This is a genomic window from Spirosoma koreense (assembly GCF_054777875.1).
Genome location: NZ_BAAHAC010000022.1, coordinates 2,748,896 through 2,768,709 on the forward strand (window position 1 = coordinate 2,748,896; position 19,814 = coordinate 2,768,709).

At 53.7% G+C, this 19,814-nt stretch carries 17 protein-coding genes; 7 read left to right on the forward strand and 10 right to left on the reverse strand.

The features are described 5' to 3' along the window. The first annotated feature begins 195 nt into the window (after positions 1-195). From ACYVC2_RS24920 to ACYVC2_RS24940, 5 genes are all read left to right on the forward strand, one after another. Positions 196-564, forward strand: a complete 369-nt coding sequence (locus tag ACYVC2_RS24920; protein ID WP_461106893.1) for a peptidase associated/transthyretin-like domain-containing protein — start codon at positions 196-198, stop codon at positions 562-564. Between the two features lie 241 nt (positions 565-805). Further along, a complete protein-coding gene (locus ACYVC2_RS24925) occupies positions 806-1,534 on the forward strand; it encodes a hypothetical protein (protein ID WP_461106895.1) in 729 nt (242 codons plus the stop codon). A gap of 2 nt (positions 1,535-1,536) precedes the next feature. Further along, positions 1,537-4,308, forward strand: coding sequence for a TonB-dependent receptor (locus ACYVC2_RS24930; protein WP_461106897.1), 2,772 nt, complete (start codon positions 1,537-1,539; stop codon positions 4,306-4,308). Between the two features lie 18 nt (positions 4,309-4,326). Continuing rightward, on the forward strand, positions 4,327-5,454 hold the full coding sequence (locus ACYVC2_RS24935) for a DUF4249 domain-containing protein (protein ID WP_461106899.1): 1,128 nt from the start codon (positions 4,327-4,329) through the stop codon (positions 5,452-5,454). A gap of 43 nt (positions 5,455-5,497) precedes the next feature. Continuing rightward, positions 5,498-7,945, forward strand: a complete 2,448-nt coding sequence (locus tag ACYVC2_RS24940) for a hypothetical protein (protein ID WP_461106901.1) — start codon at positions 5,498-5,500, stop codon at positions 7,943-7,945. A gap of 36 nt (positions 7,946-7,981) precedes the next feature. Here ACYVC2_RS24940 and ACYVC2_RS24945 read toward each other — a convergent pair whose 3' ends face one another. Both ACYVC2_RS24945 and ACYVC2_RS24950 read right to left on the reverse strand, forming a co-directional pair. Then, on the reverse strand, positions 7,982-8,485 hold the full coding sequence (locus ACYVC2_RS24945; protein ID WP_461106903.1) for a DinB family protein: 504 nt from the start codon (positions 8,483-8,485) through the stop codon (positions 7,982-7,984). Between the two features lie 58 nt (positions 8,486-8,543). Continuing rightward, positions 8,544-9,887, reverse strand: a complete 1,344-nt coding sequence (locus ACYVC2_RS24950) for a D-arabinono-1,4-lactone oxidase (protein WP_461106905.1) — start codon at positions 9,885-9,887, stop codon at positions 8,544-8,546. 210 nt (positions 9,888-10,097) lie between these two features. On the opposite strand from ACYVC2_RS24950, the gene bioB reads away from it, so the two are divergent. Further along, the gene (gene bioB / locus ACYVC2_RS24955; RefSeq protein WP_461106907.1) at positions 10,098-11,099 is read left to right on the forward strand and encodes a biotin synthase BioB; all 1,002 of its coding nucleotides are present in this window, start codon (positions 10,098-10,100) and stop codon (positions 11,097-11,099) included. 91 nt (positions 11,100-11,190) lie between these two features. Here bioB and ACYVC2_RS24960 read toward each other — a convergent pair whose 3' ends face one another. Further along, a complete protein-coding gene (locus tag ACYVC2_RS24960; protein WP_461106909.1) occupies positions 11,191-11,952 on the reverse strand; it encodes a hypothetical protein in 762 nt (253 codons plus the stop codon). A 227-nt stretch (positions 11,953-12,179) separates the two neighbouring features. Between ACYVC2_RS24960 and ACYVC2_RS24965 the strand changes: the two genes are divergently transcribed. Continuing rightward, positions 12,180-12,971 carry a UDP-2,3-diacylglucosamine diphosphatase gene (locus tag ACYVC2_RS24965; RefSeq protein WP_461106911.1) on the forward strand — a complete coding sequence of 264 codons (792 nt, stop codon included), beginning with the start codon at positions 12,180-12,182 and terminating at the stop codon, positions 12,969-12,971. 25 nt (positions 12,972-12,996) lie between these two features. Here the strand turns inward: ACYVC2_RS24965 and ACYVC2_RS24970 are convergent, their stop codons facing one another. The 7 genes from ACYVC2_RS24970 to ACYVC2_RS25000 all read right to left on the reverse strand — a co-directional run bounded on the left by ACYVC2_RS24970 (position 12,997) and on the right by ACYVC2_RS25000 (position 19,737). Then, positions 12,997-13,728 carry a carboxypeptidase-like regulatory domain-containing protein gene (locus ACYVC2_RS24970; RefSeq protein ID WP_461106913.1) on the reverse strand — a complete coding sequence of 244 codons (732 nt, stop codon included), beginning with the start codon at positions 13,726-13,728 and terminating at the stop codon, positions 12,997-12,999. A 184-nt stretch (positions 13,729-13,912) separates the two neighbouring features. Beyond that, on the reverse strand, positions 13,913-14,389 hold the full coding sequence (locus tag ACYVC2_RS24975) for a DinB family protein (RefSeq protein WP_461106915.1): 477 nt from the start codon (positions 14,387-14,389) through the stop codon (positions 13,913-13,915). Between the two features lie 98 nt (positions 14,390-14,487). Next, positions 14,488-15,321, reverse strand: coding sequence for a phosphatidate cytidylyltransferase (locus ACYVC2_RS24980; RefSeq protein WP_461106917.1), 834 nt, complete (start codon positions 15,319-15,321; stop codon positions 14,488-14,490). Beyond that, entirely contained in the window at positions 15,302-15,520 is a 219-nt protein-coding gene (locus tag ACYVC2_RS24985) for a putative signal transducing protein (RefSeq protein WP_461106919.1), read from the reverse strand. The genes ACYVC2_RS24980 and ACYVC2_RS24985 overlap by 20 nt, the downstream gene beginning before the upstream one ends. Before the next feature lie 35 nt (positions 15,521-15,555). Beyond that, positions 15,556-16,437 (reverse strand): lysostaphin resistance A-like protein, encoded by an 882-nt coding sequence (locus ACYVC2_RS24990; protein WP_461107237.1) that lies wholly within the window; start codon positions 16,435-16,437, stop codon positions 15,556-15,558. Between the two features lie 342 nt (positions 16,438-16,779). After that, a complete protein-coding gene (locus ACYVC2_RS24995) occupies positions 16,780-17,268 on the reverse strand; it encodes an FKBP-type peptidyl-prolyl cis-trans isomerase (RefSeq protein ID WP_461106921.1) in 489 nt (162 codons plus the stop codon). A gap of 33 nt (positions 17,269-17,301) precedes the next feature. Beyond that, entirely contained in the window at positions 17,302-19,737 is a 2,436-nt protein-coding gene (locus ACYVC2_RS25000; RefSeq protein WP_461106923.1) for a bifunctional YncE family protein/alkaline phosphatase family protein, read from the reverse strand. Positions 19,738-19,814: the final 77 nt, after the last annotated feature.

Below are 19,814 nucleotides of genomic sequence, written 5' to 3' on the forward strand. Positions count from 1 at the left end.
TTACGTAAAAAGAATGGTGTTTCCAACGGTTTGTCAGTGAATAAAGTCTACTTTAAACACTACATCCATGAGGAAACACTACCAGGTACTGGGAATCCTGTATATAACTTTTTTAGCTGGAATTAAGGTGAATAAAATTTCTGTGCTGAGTTTTGTAACGGCCACTATCGTTAGGTTAAGGAAAATCAATGGCTTATGAAAGCTATTCTATATGTGCTCCTTTTAATTAACTGTTCCCTCTGCCTGGCACAAACTCGTCGGGGAACACACACGATTCAAAGAGAGAGCAATGCTGCAATAAATGAACCAATACTTAGTGGTTCTGTGGTTGAATTAGCCACTAACAAGCCGCTCAGAATGGCTATTGTCAAGATCGATACCACATTAATTTATACCGATACACTTGGGCATTTTCGGTATGCGTTACCTGTTGGAAAATATAGAATACGCGCCGGATTTATTGGCTATTACCTGATTGATTTAGGTAAAATCAGGCTACACAAGGGCGAGCTGGTTCATATTGTATTCCGGGTCAAAGAGGACCTTACACCTTTAATAGACTAATAGTTTAACTGAGCGAATGCACCTATCTGGGTTTAGCGAAGCATAATTCTTTAATTATCTCTTCGGGCCTAAATTTGCTATTACGTCTGAATTCCGTTCGATTATAGCCATGAGTCTCTTTCAGGCCCATTTATCAAGTATGAAAGAGACCTATGGCTCTTTGCTATATAAAGCCCGGTAATCCAACCCTTTGGTCCGGAAGATGGTCCTGAAGGCATCAACACGTCCGTCATGTAAATGTATGCGGTTTTTTACACTAGCGTTTCTGCTTATCGGTTTCGTGCAGTACAGAGGCTTTGGTCAGGCTACCGCGTCGGATAGTTCTTTTGTAGGGGCCGCGCAGGAGCAGGCCGTTCGTCAGTACGAGCGCACCCTGCGGCTTCAGGCACGCGTCTACGAAGGCAACGAATACATCAGCCACGATCCCCGCATAAAAATTCATCCGTATTACCTGATCGACAGCGTACAGATCGGGACCCTCGTTTATAACGACGTGCGGTATCGAGACGTGGGAATGTGGTATGATATCGTACGGGATGAGCTGGTCGTTCAACCGCCCGAAGGCGGGTATCGCCTTCGGCTGCGCACCGAAAAAATTGCCTCGTTTACCCTGGGAAAACACCAGTTTGCCCGCATCGTCGGCGACAGCGTGGCGGGTGTTCGTACGGGTTTCTACGAAATCATCTACGGGGGCAAGGTGAAAGCCCTGGCGAAACGACAGAAAACCATTCACGAAGATCTGTCGAGTGGCACTTACAAGGGCGATTATCTGCCGAAGGATCGGTTCATTGTGCTGAAAGATGGCGCTTTTCACGAAATCAATACAAAACGGGCTTTGTTGAACCTGTTTCCGGACCAGGCGAAGGCGCTGCGAAAATACATACGCACAAACCGCCTGAAGTTCAGGGCCGAACGGCGCGAAGAAGCCATTGCCCGGGTTACACAACGGTATGACGAATTAACGCAGTAATTATGGGGCCACTTTACCGGATTGTTTTTCTGCTTGCGGGATTGATGTGGGCGATGCCAGCCGGCTATGGCCAGGCAACGACCGACAAACCCATCAGCGGGGAATTTACGAACCAGCGATTTACCCAGTTTGTGCAGACTGTCGAGGCCCAGACGCCCTACCGGTTCTTCTACAATCCCGCCGAGGTCGATAGCCTCGTCGTCGATTTAAGAGTCGAGAAACAGTCGCTGTCAGCGGTGCTCAAACAACTGTTTACCGGCAGTAAATTCGCTTTTGCCATCGACCAGCAACAGCGCGTTTACATCACGATCTCCCGGCCCATCCGAACGGAGCTGCCCATTGGGTTTTTCGTGCGCGGATCGAGCGAGTCGGACACCGATTCGACGGGCGCGGCCTACCTGACCGAGAGCCGGAAGAAAATTGTCGAGCCCGAAACGAAACTGTACGAAATCGGAAAACGAACTACACCGATCCGGCCTGGCCGGTCGACCCTCGCCGGGTCGGTGCGAAATGTGGCGTCGGGTGAACCAGTGGTGGGTGCTGCTGTCTACATCGAAAATCCCCGATTAGGCACGGTTACCGATCAATTTGGCTATTATTCCATTACCCTGCCCCGCGGCCGGCACGACCTTAAACTGCGGAGTATTGGCATGAAAGACACCCGTCGCCGGATTGTTCTGTATGCCGACGGTAAGTTCGACATCGACATGGAGGACGACGTCATTGCGCTGAAAGAAGTGGTGATCGAAGCCGAAAAAGATGCCAATATCTCCAGCCTGCAGATGGGGCAGGAGCGGGTCGATATCAAAAGCATCAAGCAGGTACCCACGGCTTTGGGTGAAGCCGATCTGCTGCGGGTTATTCAGACCTTACCGGGGGTGAAAACCGTGGGCGAAAGCTCGACGGGCCTGAACGTCCGTGGGGGCGCTACCGACCAGAACCTGATCCTCTACAACGACGCGACCATTTACAATTCGTCGCACCTGTTCGGGTTTTTCTCAGCTTTCAACCCCGACATGATCAAAAGCGCCGAACTCTACAAAAGCGCCATCCCATCCCGATTTGGGGGGCGGCTATCGTCGGTGCTGGACGTGCAGACGCGCGACGGTAACAAAAAGAAGATCATCGGGTCGGGCGGAATCGGTTTACTGACGGGGCGGCTCACCCTCGAAGGCCCGCTGATCAAGGATAAAACCTCGTTTATCATCGGCGTCCGCTCGACCTACTCCGACTGGTTGCTGAAGCAGTTACAAAACGCATCGTACCAGAAAAGCCAGGCGCAGTTCTATGACCTCAATCTGCACGTTACCCACGATTTCAACGAAAAAAATACGGTGTACCTGACCGGCTACCTGAGCCGTGACCGCTTCCGGCTCAACAGTGATACGGCGTACCGCTATCAGAATCAGGTCGCTACGCTCAAATGGAAACATATTTTCAACAACAAACTATACAGTGTTTACACCGGCAGTTACAGCGGCTATGAATACACCGTTTCGAGCGAGAAGAATCCGGTCAATGCCTATCAGCTGGATTTCGCCATTCACCAGTCGCAGGTAAAAGCCGATTTTAACTTTTACCCAACCAATCAGCACGCGGTCGATTTCGGCATCAGCACAACCCACTATAAACTGTTTCCGGGGAATTTTCAGCCTAAAGGCAGCCAGTCGCTGATCATGCCCGACGTAGTAGCGAACGAGCAGGGGTTGGAAAGTGCGGTGTACATCGGCGACCGCTTCGACGTCAATCAGCGGTTGTCGGTCAGTGGTGGGCTGCGCTATTCGATCTACAACTACCTGGGGCCGCACGCGGTGTATCAGTACGTACCGGGCCTGCCCCGAAGCGTCAACACGATCACCGACACGCTCAATTATGGCCAAAATCAGTTCATTCATACCTACCATGGCCCCGAGTACCGGTTCTCGCTGCGGTATGCGCTGTCGTCGTCCGCGTCGATCAAAGCGAGTTTCAACCGCACCCGGCAGTATATCCAGATGCTGTCGAACACCACCGTAATTTCGCCCACCGACATCTGGAAACTCAGCGACCCGAACATCAAACCGCAGGTGGGCGATCAGTACGCGGTTGGTTTCTACAAAAACAACCGGGTCAATACCATCGAGATGTCGGTTGAAGCGTATTACAAAACCCTGCAGAATCTGCTGGATTACCGGAGTGGGGCCACGCTGATCCTGAATCATCACATCGAAACCGACGTGGTGAACGCCCAGGGGATGGCTTACGGAATCGAGTTTCTGGTGAAAAAAATGACCGGAAAGCTGAACGGCTGGCTGAGTTATACCTACGCCCGGACCCTGCTGCGGACGAACGGAGCGATCGGTTCCGACGTCATCAATAAAGGCGAGTTTTACCCCAGCAACTACGACAAGCCGCACGACCTCACGATGATCGGGAATTACAAGATCAATCGCCGGTTTAGTCTCTCGCTCAATTTTACCTACAGCACTGGTCGGCCGATTACCCTGCCCGTCGCTAAATATACCGTCGACAATGCCCTGCGGCTGTTGTATTCCGAGCGAAACCAGTACCGGATTCCTGACTATTACCGGGCCGACTTTGCGATGAACATCGAAGGAAATCACAAAGTAAAAAAGCTGGCTCACAGTTCCTGGACCATTGCGGTGTATAACCTGACGGGTCGGCATAATTCGTATTCGGTTTATTTCAAATCCGAGAACGGAGTCATCAATGGCTACAAGCTGTCCATATTCGGCGAGCCGATCCCGTCCATTACCTATAATTTCAGATTTTAAGCGCGACAGTATCCACGTATGAAAAACCGGATATACAGACAGGCGATAGGATGGCTTATGACCCTGGCGGTTGGCGGATGCGTCGATCCCTACCGGCCCCCGGAAATTACGGCTCCCGCTTCCTACCTGGTGGTCAATGGCTTTTTCAACAGCGAACCCGGTACCACCTCGACGATCCAGCTAAGCCGGAGCCAGAACCTGACTGACAATAAAGCACCAACCGCCGAAACGAAAGCCAGGGTCACCTTCGAAAGCGGGCACAATGCCATTTATTCCCTGACCGAAGGCAGCGCAGGTGTTTATTCGCTGTCGGGCGTGACTCCCCTGTCGGGCGAAACGTACCGGCTGCACATCCGGACGGCGAAGGGCGCCGATTATTACTCCGAGTATGTGCCGGTCATTACCACGCCCCCCATCGACAGTGTCAGCTGGCACGTGGAGAACGACGGCGTACAGATCAGCGTAAACACCCACGATCCGCGAAACAACACCCGGTATTACCGCTGGGAGTACGATGAAACCTGGGAGTATAACGCGCTATACAACTCGACGTATGAATACATCGGTACGACCCGGCAGATTGAAGGCCGCTCCGAGAGTGTGTTCACCTGCTGGGCAAGTTTCACCTCCAGAAATATTATGACCAGCTCGACGGCCCGGCTCAGCCAGGATATCGTCAGCCAGTATCCACTAACGTTCATCGACGGATCGTCGATCAAACTGGGGAGTCGGTACAGCATCCTGGTGCGGCAGTATGCCCTGAGCCAGGCAGGCTATGATTATTATGATCAACTGGCTAAAATAACCCAGAATATCGGATCGATTTTCGATCCGCAGCCGTCGCAGCTTACGGGGAATATTCAGTCAAAGGCAGACGCTACGGACCTGGTGCTGGGCTTCTTTCGGGTGGGAAGCATCACTACCAAGCGGATTTTTATCAGTAAGTACCAACTGCCTCCCTGGCTTAGCTACACGGGCTATTCGCCTACATCCTGTCCGATCGACACTCTGACGCTGGGTGAGATTCGCGAAACGCCGACGGGGATTATTACGGTTTATGATCGATTCCTATACCTGACTGCGCCCTTCGAGTGCATCGACTGCCGGCTGCACGGAGGAGTTACGAAACGACCCGATTTCTGGTAAATAAACAGTCTTGTGCGATAAAAAACGGCAAATTAAGTCGGTTATGAAACTACAGATCCAGTGTTTCCGGGCAATTCTGCTGCAACTGCTGAGTGCAGCCTGGGCATTCGGTCAGACACCCACGCCAGTCAGTGCGTTAGTGCAACCGTTTGATGCGTATCGTCGGCAGGCGGTGCAGGAAAAACTGTTCGTGCATACCGATCAGGGGTTTTACCTGACCGGCGAAACCCTATGGTTTAAAGTGTATTATGTCGATGGGGCGTTTCATAAACCCATCGATCTTAGTAAGGTAGCTTACCTAGAACTGCTGGATAGAGAAGGAAAAGCCGTTCTGCAGACGAAAATCAGCCTGACCGCTGCCGGGGGAAGCGGCACGTTTTTTCTGCCGTCGTCGGTCAATTCAGGGACTTATCGGCTGCGGGCGTATACGAACTGGATGAAGAATTTCAGCGCGGATTATTTCTTCGAAAAAAGCCTGACGATCATCAATCCCTTCAAACGCTTAGGCCTGCCGCTGCTCCGCGAGCCTTCCGATTACGACATTCAGTTTTTTCCGGAAGGCGGAAATCTGGTGCAGGCGTTACCCAGTAAAGTTGCTTTTAAAGTGGCCGATGAGGCTGGTCGGGGCGTAGCAGTCCAAGGTTGGTTGTTAAATGCCCGGAACGACACCCTCGAGCGCTTTGCGTCCCACAAGTTTGGAATGGGTCATTTCACCCTGACACCCTCGGTCAGCACGACCTACCGGGTGGTGGTTCGGGATGCCGGCGGGCGCACGTTTTCCCGCCCGCTTCCCGCCATTCAGCCGCAGGGGTATGTTATGCACCTGGCGGAAACGGGTGCCGACCAACTAACCGTTACGGTTCGTACGAACCTGTCCACGGCCGCTACGGTGTATCTGCTGGTGCATACCCGACAGGTGATCGACGTGGCGGAAATGCGTTCGATTCAGGGTGAAACTACCTTTCGAATCGAGAAAAAAGCGTTGGGAGAGGGCGTTTCACACCTGACCCTGTTCGATGCCGACCGAAAACCCATCTGCGAACGCCTGTATTTCAAACGACCGGCCAGGCCGCTGACCATCGCCCTGAAAACGGACCGGGCCGACTACCCGTCCCGCACTAAAGTAAGCCTGGAAACCGCAGTACAGGCTGCGGCTGGTAAGCAGGCGGCATTGTCGCTGGCCGTTTATCGACTCGATTCGTTGGGCGATCTGCATTCCGGGAACATCCGTTCCGGGAATATCCATTCGGGGAACATCCTGAGTTATCTGTTGATGACCTCCGACCTGCCGGGGCTAATCGAATCGCCCGACTATTATCTTCAGCCGGAAACCCCAGAGGTTCGGCAGGCAACGGATAACCTCATGCTGACCCACGGCTGGCGTCGATTTCGTTGGGAAGATGTGCTAAAAAATGATGGGAAGGGTTCGTCGACGGCAACGCGGGAATCGTTTTTTCGGTACCTGCCCGAACACAACGGCCCCATGCTGGAGGGTCTGGTTACGGACCCGGTGTCGGAAAAGCCAGTTCGAGGCATCGTCACGTACCTGTCGTCGCCGGGTAAGCTTATTCGACTGGCGGTTTCCCGGAGTGATACGGCCGGCCGGATTCGCTTCGAAATGCAGGATTGTTACGGTCCGCAAAACCTGATGGCGCAGACAAACCCGGCGGATAGCAGCTACCGGATTCGTCTGAACAGTCCCTTTTCCCTTGCTGCACCGTCGGGTCGGCTTCCGGCGCCATCGGTAACAGAGTCGCAGGCAGACCCGCTCCTCCGCCGATCGGTGGCGATGCAGGTGCAGGGCACGTACTGGGGTGACCGGCCGATTCAGTATCGGTATCCGGCCGTCGACAGCACGGCTTTCTACGGTAAAGAGCACGAGAGTTATTTGCTGGATGCATACACGCGCTTTCCGCGGATGGAAGAGGTCCTGCGCGAGTATGTGCTCGGCGTAATGCCCCGGAAAAAACAGGGCCATTTTCAGCTGTACGTTCTGAACTTTCCCTATCGGGCCATTTTCGAAGATTACTCACTGGTCATGATCGATGGGGTACCCGTGTTCGACATGGATAAGGTGATTGAGTTCAGCCCGTTGAAAATCCGGAAGATCGACGTGGTTACGAACCGGTATCTGATGGGCCCCATGATGTTCAACGGCATTATCAACTTCATGACCTACAGGGGGGATCTGGCGGGGTTTCCGCTCGAACCGAACCTGGTGAAGGTAGATTACGAAGGCTTACAGCTTCAGCGGGAGTTTTACGCTCCCCGTTACGATACGGCCCGGCAACTCGAAAGCCGCCTGCCTGACGGCCGTACCCTGCTCTACTGGAATCCGGACCTCGCAACCGACGCCGGCGGGCGGGCCCGAACCGAATTCTATACGTCGGATCAGCCCGGAACCTATTTGGTCGAAGTCAACGGCTTAGCGAAAGACGGAACCGCCGGAAGCCAGCAAATGCTGTTCGAGGTGAAAAACAACCCGAAATGAAAAGCTGACGTACTGCGGACTAAAGTCCGCAGTACGTCAGCTTTTCCAGGCACCCAGTAAACGCCGGATGAGGATGATTTCACCTACGTGATAGGCCGTATGGTCGGCAATGAGCAGAGCTTCGCGTAACAGCGTCTGCCCGTCGCCGTGCGCAAAGGGTGTGAACAAATCCTGTTCAGGATCTGTCAGCAGGGCCGCAAAGGTCTCGCGATCCGTGCGGATCTGTTCCAGTGCCTGCTCCCAGGTAGCCTCATCGGCGGGGGCCGGTTCGGTAGGCCAATATTCGGCGGGCCAGGAGGGCGACTCATGAGAAGGGTCGCGGGAAAATTCGAGAATGTCCCACTGGACAATGCGGATGTGGTCCACCAGTTGCCAGATGCTGTACGGCACTTTGTCGGGCCTGATTCCCCGTAGGTCAGCGGGCAAATCCTTGATAGCCCTATCGAAGGATTGGTGAGCTGACCGGCTGGTCAGTAAAGAAACCAATTGCTTTCGCAGGGCGGTATTCGTGTCGGTAACGGGTTGATCGGAAGAAGCCATGTTGGTTGACGTTTGTGGCCTGTTAGCAGCCAATGTGACAGGGGTTGCGGTTAGATGATTACTTGCTGTACAGGTTCCTGGCCAGAAACTCGTTGCGGAACTTACCCTTCGGGTCGAACTCGCTGACCAGCTTTTTAAAATCCGCCACCTTTTCGTAGCGTGACTGTAACGTAGCTGGAGCCAGGGTGAAAAGTTTGCCCCAGTGCGGCCGGGTCTGAAAGGGAGCCAGTTCCCGTTCGATCATCGGCAACACCCTCCGCACCGAAGCCCAGTCCTGCTTCCAGGTAAAATGAATGGCCAGACTTGGTTGTTTGTAACACGGACTCATCCAGAACGAGTCGGCGTCGATGGTGCGCAGTTCCGAGATGAGCAGGTGTGGACTGATGTGATCCCGTAGCCGCTCGACGGCCAGAATGGCTTCTACCGCGTTTTTGCGGGGTACAAAATATTCCGATTGCAACTCTTTTCCGCTGCTGGGCGTAAATCCCATGCGGAAATGGGGCAGTCGTTCGTACCAGGGTCCTGGAACCCCCATCTGTTCGGTGCAGTTGACGGCCGACAGTTCGGCAATCGGGTGAAGGTTTTTCGTCGCGAGTTTAGCCCCGTAGAATTCGGATTTGGTCTTGTCATCGCTTTTCCCAGCGCGGCTTTTTATCCAGACTTCGTTGATCCGCTTCTTTTGCCAGTCGGTAAACAGACTGACGCTGTAGCCGCCCGATACGATGGCTTCGAAATGGTTTTTGAGTTGATCCAGGGGGAGATTTTCGTACACATACTGCCGCATCTGGTAGGTCGGCTGAATGTCGAGAGTCACTTTGGTAATTGCGCCCAGCGCGCCTAGCCCTACCACGGCCCCCTGGAAGGTCTCGCCGTCTTTGGCGCGGGTAAGCGTGCGCACCTCACCGCTGGCCGTGACGATTTCGAGGGCGGCTACGGCCGTAGCCAGGTTCCCGTTTTTGACCCCCGACCCGTGCGTGGCCGTGGAGCAGGCACCCGCCACCGAAATATGGGGTAAAGATGCCAGGTTATGTAGCGCAAACCCTTTTTTGTCCAGATAGGGGGCCAATTGCCCGTAACTCATGCCGGATCCGAGGGTCACCGTACGCGCTTTGGGATCTAAGTCGATCACCTGATCCATCTCCCGAAGCGATAGGAACTGGTGGGTGCTGTCGGCAATGTTGTTGAAGCAATGACGGGTACCGAGCACTTTTAGCTGACCGTATTTCCTGACGATGGCCTGAGCGGTTTTGAGCGAGTCGGCTTTGTCGAGTTTGTCGGTGCTATATTCCAGGTTGCCCGCCCAGTTTTTCATCTTCTCCCGCGCCATCCAGTCGGACAGGGGAGAAAACACAGGAGCCGCCATAAAGGTCGATGATAGTTTTAAGAACGTTCTTTTTTTCATGGATTTAGGCCTTTATGCGAAACTACTGGTATAATTTGACAATCGCAGGACTTTCCTGAACAAATCCCGGAATCAACGAACGGTCGACGGCTGACCGCTTTTTCAGTACGGCCAGTTTGTCGTCGTCCAAGGGGAGGAACTACCCGAACAATTTGTCCATTTTGTAAGGATCAACTACTTTTGACTAACTGACTTTTGACTGACAACTTTATGACTGCTCTCCGTACCGACTGGACGCGCGCCGAAATTGCCGAAATCTACAATGCTCCTGTGCTGGATCTGATCTACCGGGCTGCTACCGTACATCGGGAGCATCATGACCCGCAGGAAGTTCAGGTTTGTACCCTTTTGTCGGTAAAGACGGGCGGCTGTCCGGAAGACTGTGCGTACTGCCCGCAAGCCGCGCGCTACCATACCGCCGTGAAAACGCATAAGCTCATGGAAGTCGATGAGGTGCTGACGGCGGCCCGGCGAGCAAAAGACACTGGCAGTACCCGGTTTTGCATGGGCGCTGCCTGGCGCGAAGTGCGCGACAATCGCGACTTCGACAAAGTACTCGATATGGTGCAGGGGGTCAATGAATTGGGCCTCGAAGTGTGCTGTACGCTGGGCATGCTGACCGAAAGCCAGGCGCAGAAACTGAAAGACGCGGGGCTCTATGCGTATAACCATAACCTCGATACCAGCGAAGAATTTTACGGCGACATCATCACCACCCGAACCTACGACGACCGGCTGGACACGCTGGGCCACGCCCGGAAAGCGGGTATTTCGGTTTGCTCGGGCGGTATTATCGGGATGGGCGAGTCAGATCAGGACCGGATTGGCATGCTGCACACGCTGGCTACACTGCCCCAGCATCCGGAGTCGGTACCCGTCAATGCGTTGGTGCCTGTAGAGGGTACTCCCCTCGAAGAGCAACCACGGGTATCGGTCTGGGAAATGGTTCGGATGATTGCCACCGCGCGTATCATCATGCCCAAAGCGATGGTTCGCCTGTCGGCCGGGCGGGTTCGGATGAATACCGAAGAGCAGGCACTGTGCTTTCTGGCCGGGGCAAACTCTATTTTTGCGGGCGACAAACTCCTGACTACGCCTAACCCCGACGAAGATGCCGACCAGCAGCTGTTCCAGACGCTGAACATCCGTCCGCGGAAAGCTTTCAAAAACAACGATCAGCCCGCTGTTGTCTTCGAACAAATACCACTTTAGAAGACACGGTTAGTCTACTAACCCCCTGTCATGCAAAAGGGGTGTTGAAACTAGTTTCAACACCCCTTTTGCATGACAGACTTTATTTTGATTACAACCGCTTCACATATTCATTGGCGGAGATCTTCTCGATCAGTACTTCTGTCAGCGACTCAGCCTGCTTCTTCTTCGTTTCGGCGTTGCCTTTGGTTTCGACGGTTACGCTGATGATGTGGTTGTTGTACAGCACGTGCATCGCTCCCGTTGTAGGGTCCCAGAGGGCTTTATCCCCCACGTTGGCTACGGCTTCGTAATTGCCTTTGCTGACGGCTGGTTTCGTGAGGGGCGGAGTGCCGGCCGACACACCAGCGTGGTTCGGGTGCTTGTCGTCGGTATTCGCGTGGGTCGAATCTGCGGCCGACGACTCAGCGTTGGTGCCTTCGGTATGCGGGCCACTGTCGGCTTCCTGGTCCAGAGCCTGTTCGGAAACGGCGGGCAGCGGTTCAGATTTTTTGCCCTGATACATTTTATCGAAGTTGAATTCGGCCTGATAAACGGAAGCGAAAGGGCGTTCACCACCAAAAGCGACGACCACTTTGTTTCCACCCCATTCGAACTCGCAGCCATTCAGCGCGTGAGTTTCTTCCAGCTCGGTCTTTTCGTCCAGACTGAACGTCTCCCGGACATATTCTTCCCCCAGGATGTTACAGGGTTCATCGTAGTTGAAATCAGTCGAAAGCGCCCTTACACCGGTCGGGACTTTGGCATGAATCGGATTGGCCTCCATGTTATTGGCCGGATCGGAAGGGGAACTGGGGCTATTACAGGCAAAACACAGGGCAGGAAAAGCGAGTATCAGTGATTTAAGTTTCATAAGATGTTCTGGGAAAGCCCAAAAATAGCGTTTTCTTAAATACCATGTAATCGGTACGAATGTTTTTGCCCCGGCGTAAAACACCATCCGCTTAAGGCTGAAGACGTTGGCTAGACTAAGAAGAAAGCAGACCAGCCCGCCTGGTGGCAGAAATGTCGGTCCGAAAAAGACTTGTGTATACACGAACCGGGTTCGTTCCGTAGTTTTGCGGTCGAATTGCCGTATTCATGTCTGCTATCGAAACCATACCACTCTCCCCAGGCCGCAGGGTCTATTTTGCTTCTGATTTTCATTTAGGAACCCCTCCGCCCGAGCAGAGTCGTATCCGCGAACGCGCCGTCGTGAACTGGCTGGATACGATCCAACCCACCGCCGAGGTTGTTTTTCTGGTAGGCGATGTGTTTGATTTCTGGTTCGAATACAAGCGGAGTATTCCCAAAGGATTCGTCCGACTGCAGGGGAAACTGGCCGAACTGACCGACGCCGGTACACGGATTGTGCTGTTCACCGGGAACCACGATATGTGGATGAGCGACTATTTTACGCAGGAAATGGGGATTCCGGTTTATCGCCAACCACGTCGCTACGACATTGGCGGCAAGCGGTTTCTGATTGGCCATGGCGATGGGCTCGGCCCCGGCGATTTTGTGTACAAGCGCCTGAAAACCGTCTTCGAAAGCCACCTGGCCCGACAGTTGTTCAGCTGGATCCATCCGGACCTGGGTATCGGACTGGCCCAGGCATGGTCGCGAAAAAGCCGTATCCGTAATCAGGAAAAAGGGGAGGAAGTATTTATGGGCGAAGACCGGGAATGGCTCATGCAGTACTGTCGGGAGGTAGAAGCCAGCCTTCACCACGACTTTTATATTTTCGGGCATCGGCACCTACCCCTCGATCTGGCCGTTTCGCCGACCAGCCGCTACGTAAATCTGGGCGAATGGGTTTATGCCAAAACCTATGCCGAGTTCGACGGAACAGCCCTGGCACTTAAAACCTGGACCACCGACCCGAGGCCGTGAGGGCGGTTACCTGAAGCGGGTTTGCCTAGTTATTATCGTCCTGGAGAATATCTTTCCGCGAGACATTCTCGCGGGGGGCTTTATTCAATTCACTGCGCCATTCCTTATTCTTCAAATCACCACGTTTGACGGAGCGGATGAAGTTCGCCCAGGCAAACGGATTAGTGAAGGAGAACGTTGGCGTCTGGCTGCGCCCAATGACGGATTCGCGGCCGAAAAACTGCTGATTGACGAAGTTCTGGTGGTTGGCCAGGGCGCTCATCGGCATGGTAGCCGCCTGCCGTAGAATGGCCTCTGGGCTGGTATTTTTAGCTAAATTTTCGCGTTCTTTCTCGTCAGGAAGCTTCAGGTTAACGAACGCTTCCTTAAACAATTCTTCCGTTGCGTAGGGATATACCTTAACTTCAGCCAGGGTTTTTACATCCTCCTGCAACGCTACGACAGCCGAGTACGTAAGGTCAGTTAGTCGATTGGGGATGATATGGTACTGGGTTTTAAAGCCCACATAACTGAAGATAATGCTGTCGCCCGGAAAAACCGGTAACGCAAAATAACCGTTCGGGGCAGACAGTACCCCCCGGCCAGCTTTCGGAATATAGATATAAGCGCCGGGCAAAGGCTCATTGGTTTTACCACCCGTCAGAAAACCGGTGAACGTAACCTGCCGCTCCTGGCCCTGGGCCCGTGCCGTAGAAAATAGACCGCCCAGGCTGAGTAAGACCAGAACGAACCCGATTGCCGTCAACGTTTTTTTCATACACCTCCAATCCATACTACAAAGTAAACGAGGAAAAGGCAAGATATGGTTTCGAATACCCGATTTTTAAGAAAGTTTATAATTTGATTCGCTGGTATTGGCCGCATCTGCGTAACCTGCTGAACGGACTTGCCGGAACAAGCCCGTGTCAGGAGAAATGCGCATAGGCGCATCCATCGGGGGTTTATCGCTCGGCGAACCGCCCAGGCTGGTCTCCGGCTTCTGGGCTTCGGTTAAGTGTCAGTGAAATCTGGCCGGCATGGTGCGCATTGTGAAACAGGATATGCGCAAAAAGGCGCATGCGGGATACGGGTCCGAAAAATGGGGTGTCGATGGGGTCGAGCCAGGCTGCGTCGGGTGTGGCTTTAACGTAGGCTTCGAGCCGCCGAAACCCGTCATCGACCAACGAACGGCTGGTGTCGAGGTCGCTTCCCTGTCCCGTATCGGTCTGGCCCATGGTGGTGTTGCCGACGGCGGTGGGTAGGCCAAGAAATAAGCCGAACAGGTTGAGGGTTTCACCGATGTGTCGATAGATAAACCCGATCGATGCCGTCTGGTCGTTTAGCCGTAGGTCGAGCGTGGCTGGGGTAATCCTACTGAAGGCGAACCCGCAGGTTGTTTGGTTCTGGAGTAGCATGTCCAGAAGAAGTTCTTTCTGCATGAACGTTTTTCTACAAAAAGAAGCTTTCGAACCGTTCTACCCGGTTCGGCCCCGAGCGAATGACCGACGAAGGCCCTCCGACGCTTACCCGTCCCGGTTTAGGCGAACAGCTTCAGGAAGGTGATAATAAAAGGAGCCGCCAGCAGCAACCCATCGAACCGATCCAGAAACCCCCCGTGCCCCGGAATGCTGCTGCCTGAATCTTTGATGGCAATACTGCGCTTGAACAAAGATTCGACCAGGTCGCCGTAAGTTCCCGTCACGACAATGATACCACCTACGCAATACCACTGCCAGGGCTTCAGCTCGGGGGCCCAGATGGCCAGTCCCAGCGCGATCAGGGCGGCCGCGAAAGCGCCCCCCAGGGCGCCCTCCCAGGATTTTTTGGGTGATACCCGTTCGAACAGTTTCCGACGACCGAATTTGGTGCCGGCAAAGTAAGCACCGATGTCGCTGGCCCACAGCAGTAGCAAACAACCCGTAATGATCATCGGATGAAAACTTCCTCCCCGCAGTGCCAGGATGATCAGCAGGGCAAACGGCATGGCGACGTATATGATGCCCAGAAACGTGAACCCGATATTGGTAAAGGGCTTCATATCCCGTTTTTTGTACAGCTTGATGAGAAAGATCATCGACGACGCCGGGCAGATCAGAAAATAATGACCCATGCTGATCTGATCGGTTTCAATAAAATACGCCAGTACACAGATCATACAGCCAACGAGCGTACCGTAGGCCGTTAAGGGCTCGAAGCCGTCGAGGCCGAGTAATCGGTAGAATTCACGCTGGGTAAGGGCACTGATGACGCAAAAGAGCAAGGCAAACGTCCAGGCTTCATACCAGATCATAAACATTATAAAAGGAACTCCCACCACCGCAGCAAGCACACGTTGCTGGAGGTTCGTCATGTTAGCTAAACGTTGCTTCATGCTCTAATATCACTTTTGCCAGAATCGCGTCTTTTGCCAGTACGTGGACTTCGCTTTTTCCCCAGCCGATGGTGGGGTAACTGCTGCTTTGTTTGTTTATAACCACGGCTGCGATATCATGTTCGAGCAACAAGGCTTTGGCCAGTTCGGCCCGGTGGGGTAGCGGGGTCGTATAAATGGATTCCCAGGTTTCTTGCATGGTGTCTGTCGGGGTAAAGACGCCCTACGTCGAGACTACGTAAGGGGTCGGTTAAGCTGTTTAAAATAGTACAACAGGCCAGCGGTGAAACCAAAAGCGACCACAGCACCCAGTATGGGAACCGATTCGGTGCTTTCGATATCGATGCCCACCAGTTGCTTCTGGTGCAGATAAACCATCAGTACCGTAAAGCCATTATTGACGAAGTGGGCCAGGATAGGTATCCACAGATTGCCCGACCAGAGATACAGATACCCGAATAAAGCACCCAGTAGCATACGGGGAAAGAAGCCCAGAAACTGGACGTGGATGGCGCTGAACAGGGCGGCCGCCAGCCAGATGCCCACGTGAGGGTTCCCCGTCCAGTAGCTCAGATTTCGTTGCAGAACCCCCCGAAAGAGGGTTTCTTCGCCGATGGCCGGTATTACGGCAATAACCAGCATGGCTACCAGCAATTGCAGGGGCGACTCGAAGGTGGTCAGGTATTTAGTGATGCCTTCCAGGTTTTTCTCCTGGTCGCGAACCCACTGTTCGACGGGAGCCAGGGTTTCGGGCAGGTGCAGGTTCTGATTCCACTCGATGATCAGGCCGTCGAAGGGCATAAAGGCAATAACGATCAGGACGACCAGCCCTAAACCCGTTACGGCCGAAACCGGCCGGGCGTTGAATTGTTGCCAGCTTCGGCGTTCGATGAAGGCCCAGTAGGCCAGCGTAGGTAGCAGAAACGTACCCAGGTGATTGACTGCCTGAAGGATCATCAGTTCGTACCAGCGGCTGGGAGAAGCTGTCGGATGGGCAGCCAGGTCGCTCAGATACACCTGCGCCTGTTCTAAACCGATGCCTTTGCTAAGGGCCAGGAACCCAAACAAAAGCAGCGTACTGACCACGCCCCCCAGAAGCACAAAACCGATGAGCATGATCAGCCCGCCGAGCGTAGGAGGGCGCGATGCCGAGCCTTCCGGTGTGTAAATAGGCTGCATATTTTTGTGAAATTATAAAAAGATATACAACCCGTTGATTAATAGGCGTTTAATAATGGCCTGCTGACGCGATACTGGAATGAACATTGATTTGGCTACGTTGCACACGCAATTTACGACAAAAACCACAAAAGCCGGGCGTTGGCTGTACGGAGGGTAAGACCTGACTATCCGTTGCTGTCGGGCAACCGGCCCTGTAAACGGCTCGTTCGGGCGAAAAGCCCGGCACTTAGAGGGCTCTGACCAGTAGATCCGGAACCGGACGCCATTACTGCCGAGTCAGTTGATCTTAAGCAGGTCGATCTGAAAGATAAGAATCGAATTCGCCGGGATATCCCCCTGTTCCTGGGCACCGTAAGCCAGTGAAGGCGGTAAGTACAGGGTAATGCGGCCACCGGGAGCGATGAGGGGAATGCCTTCCTGCCAACCGACAATCAACTGATTGAGCCCAAAACTGACGTCTTTTCCACTGTCGAAGCTGGTACCGTTCGTCAGATGACCTTCGTAGTTGACGCTGACGTTGGAACAGATGGTAGGCTTTGCTCCGCTGCCGGGGGCCTGAATGGTATAATAAAAGCCTCGTGCATCGGCCGTTGCTTTACTGCCGCTCGACTCGATAAACTGTTTAAGACGGGCAATTTCATCGTCAGGGGCTTTCGTCGTAACAGGCGTTGGTTCACAGGGCGATTGAGTAGCGGACTGGCAACTGACCAGCAGCCAGAAACTGGCTATACCCAGCAGGATGGTCTTCGATAACGTACAAAACATGGCTACAAGGTAGGATTTTTTCACGAGCATGGCCTAATCGTCGTCCTCGTCTCCATCCCCTTTTTTGCCTAACCGAACGAAAGCACCGCGTCGGGGAGCCGGCATCGTACTCGAAGCCCCGCGCACGGTTTGCCAGACAATCTCGCTAAACACCAGATCGTCGATATCGTCGGGGTGAGTCAGGTTGAACAGCGACGAGCGTCTGGAATTCCGATTGACTGCCACATTTTTTTCGGCCAGATCGACACCCGGCTCCTGGGCCTGAAAAGGCGTCGAATCGGCTTTTTTGTTGAAGCAACGCCACATGGGGGTTGCGGCTGCATCGTACTGACTCATCGGTTTAAGCCCCAGAATCAGCTCGATGGTTCGTAACATGCCCGAGGTAGAATACAGGGTGTGATCGACAACACCACGTTTTACCAGACCACCGGCCAGAAAGGCAATCGAGCGGTGGGCATCAACATGATCGGGACCATTCTGAGCATCATCTTCCAATACAAACACCACCGATTCGTTCCAGATCGGGCTTTTGGACAGATGCGCCACCAGGCGACCCACGGCCAGGTCGTTGTCGGCAACGGCTGCGTCGGGCGTGGGTAAGCCGACCCGCGCGCCCGACGTGTGATCATTGCCCAGACGTATCGTGTTGAGCCGGGGTAATGCTTTAGCGGTCACCAGCGAGTCGAAGTCTTTTTCCCAGGCTGCTTCCCGGTCGATGTCCAGGTAACCCAGATTGAACCCCCGGAAACCAGGGCAATAATGTCCCTGCAGGACCTTGTCTTTTGGCTTTTCGTCGGTAAACCAGCCATAACTTCGATAGGGGATACCGGCCCGCTCGCAGTGATTCCAGATGAAGCCATCGCGGGGGTAGGCAATCTCCTTCTGCCCTTCGTAATCATACGTGCCACCCCGACCGCCGTAGCTGGTTACCCAGTTTTTTTCGACGTAATCGTTCGCATAAGCCGCCGATGACCAGTTGTGTCCGTCGGCGCTAACCTCCGCATCCACGTAAAAATTATCCAGTAGTACAAACTGCTTCGCCAGCGCGTGCTGGTTAGGGGTCACTTTTTGCGGAAACAAACAAAGAGCTGCGGCACCGTTTCCTTCTTTCACATCCCCCAGAATCTGGTCGTAGGTCCGGTTTTCCTTGATGATGTAAAACACGTATTTGATGGGCGATGGATCGCCGACCCGCATCGGTACCGGATTCCCGGTTTCCCCTTCCGCCTGACTTTCCTTTGTTTTGGTATAAGGCGTGTTGGCGTAAACCAGTCGCGAATAAGCGGCCAGTATGTCGGCATCGGGGGAATCGATAATCGAGAGCGTACCTTTAAACAGCCCTGCAATGTACTGCACCGGACCAGGGTTGGCCTGCGGATTAGGGCCCACCTGCTGGGGTGTCCGCGTTTTCACGGGGTTAGGCCCTTTGGGGTTCGCTTTCGAAGAGAACCCTTTCCCGTTGGTGACGAAAAGTTTGGAGCCGATCACCTTAACCGCCGTCGGATACCAGCCCGTAGGAATAAATCCACTCGAATGACTATGTCCTTTCCGCGTGACATCGAAAACCGCCAAACAGTTGTTATCGGCGTTGGCGATGTACAGGGTGTTCTCGTCTTCGCTCAGGGCCAGGCCATTAGGGGTAGTGCCGACGGGCGCATCCGGAAAGAGCGATGCCGTGAGGGTTTCGGTTACCTGACGCCGGGCCACGTCGATCAGCGCTACCGTGTTGTCGTTGCCATTTGCCACGAAGAGGTATTTTCCGTCGCGGGTCAGCAGCAGGTCGTTCGGGTTTTTGTTTGTCGCGATTTCGGCCACGTTGGCCTGAGTTTCGGTATTGACAACCAGGATCTTAGCGCCACCCCAGAGTGAGATATAAAGTTCTTTTTTATCCGGCGACAACAGGCAGGTGTAGGCTGCCGACCCAATGTTTATCCGCGAAAGGGTTTTACGGGTTTGCGTATCGACGGTATACAGGGCACTGTCTTCTTTCGTGACGACATACAGGCGATTCCGGGCATCATCGACACACAAACCGGTGGGCGAAATCTTCACCGGCCAGGGTTTTCCTAACACAATGGGCTCATCGGGCACCAGCTTCTGCGCGTCGAGTTTATAGACCAGAATCTTGTTGTCGTTCCCACCCGATGCGTACAGCTTCGTTTCGTCGGCGCTGAACGCCAGCCCCAGATACGCTTTCCCGACTTTAGCGGTGTCGAGAATTTTCTCACTGTTTGCATCCAGCAAGGTAATGCTTTGCGTACTCTGCCCATTGTTCGTAACGGCCAGGTATTTTTTAGTGGGTGAAACGACCAGATTCAGCGGTAAGTCGTCGAGGTCGAGGCTGCGGCCGGGCGGTGTCAGGGCCCAGCCATTCGGTAGCTTGACCCGATTTGCCGATAAGGTTTTATATGTCTCCGTTTCTTCGGATGAGCTAACGGAATTGCTCCGCTGGCAACTGGCTATCGTCATAACCAGTGAAAGGAAAACCAGACCATAACCAACTCGTGTATACCTTGCCATAACAGACTAACTAAGTTGCGTGCGTA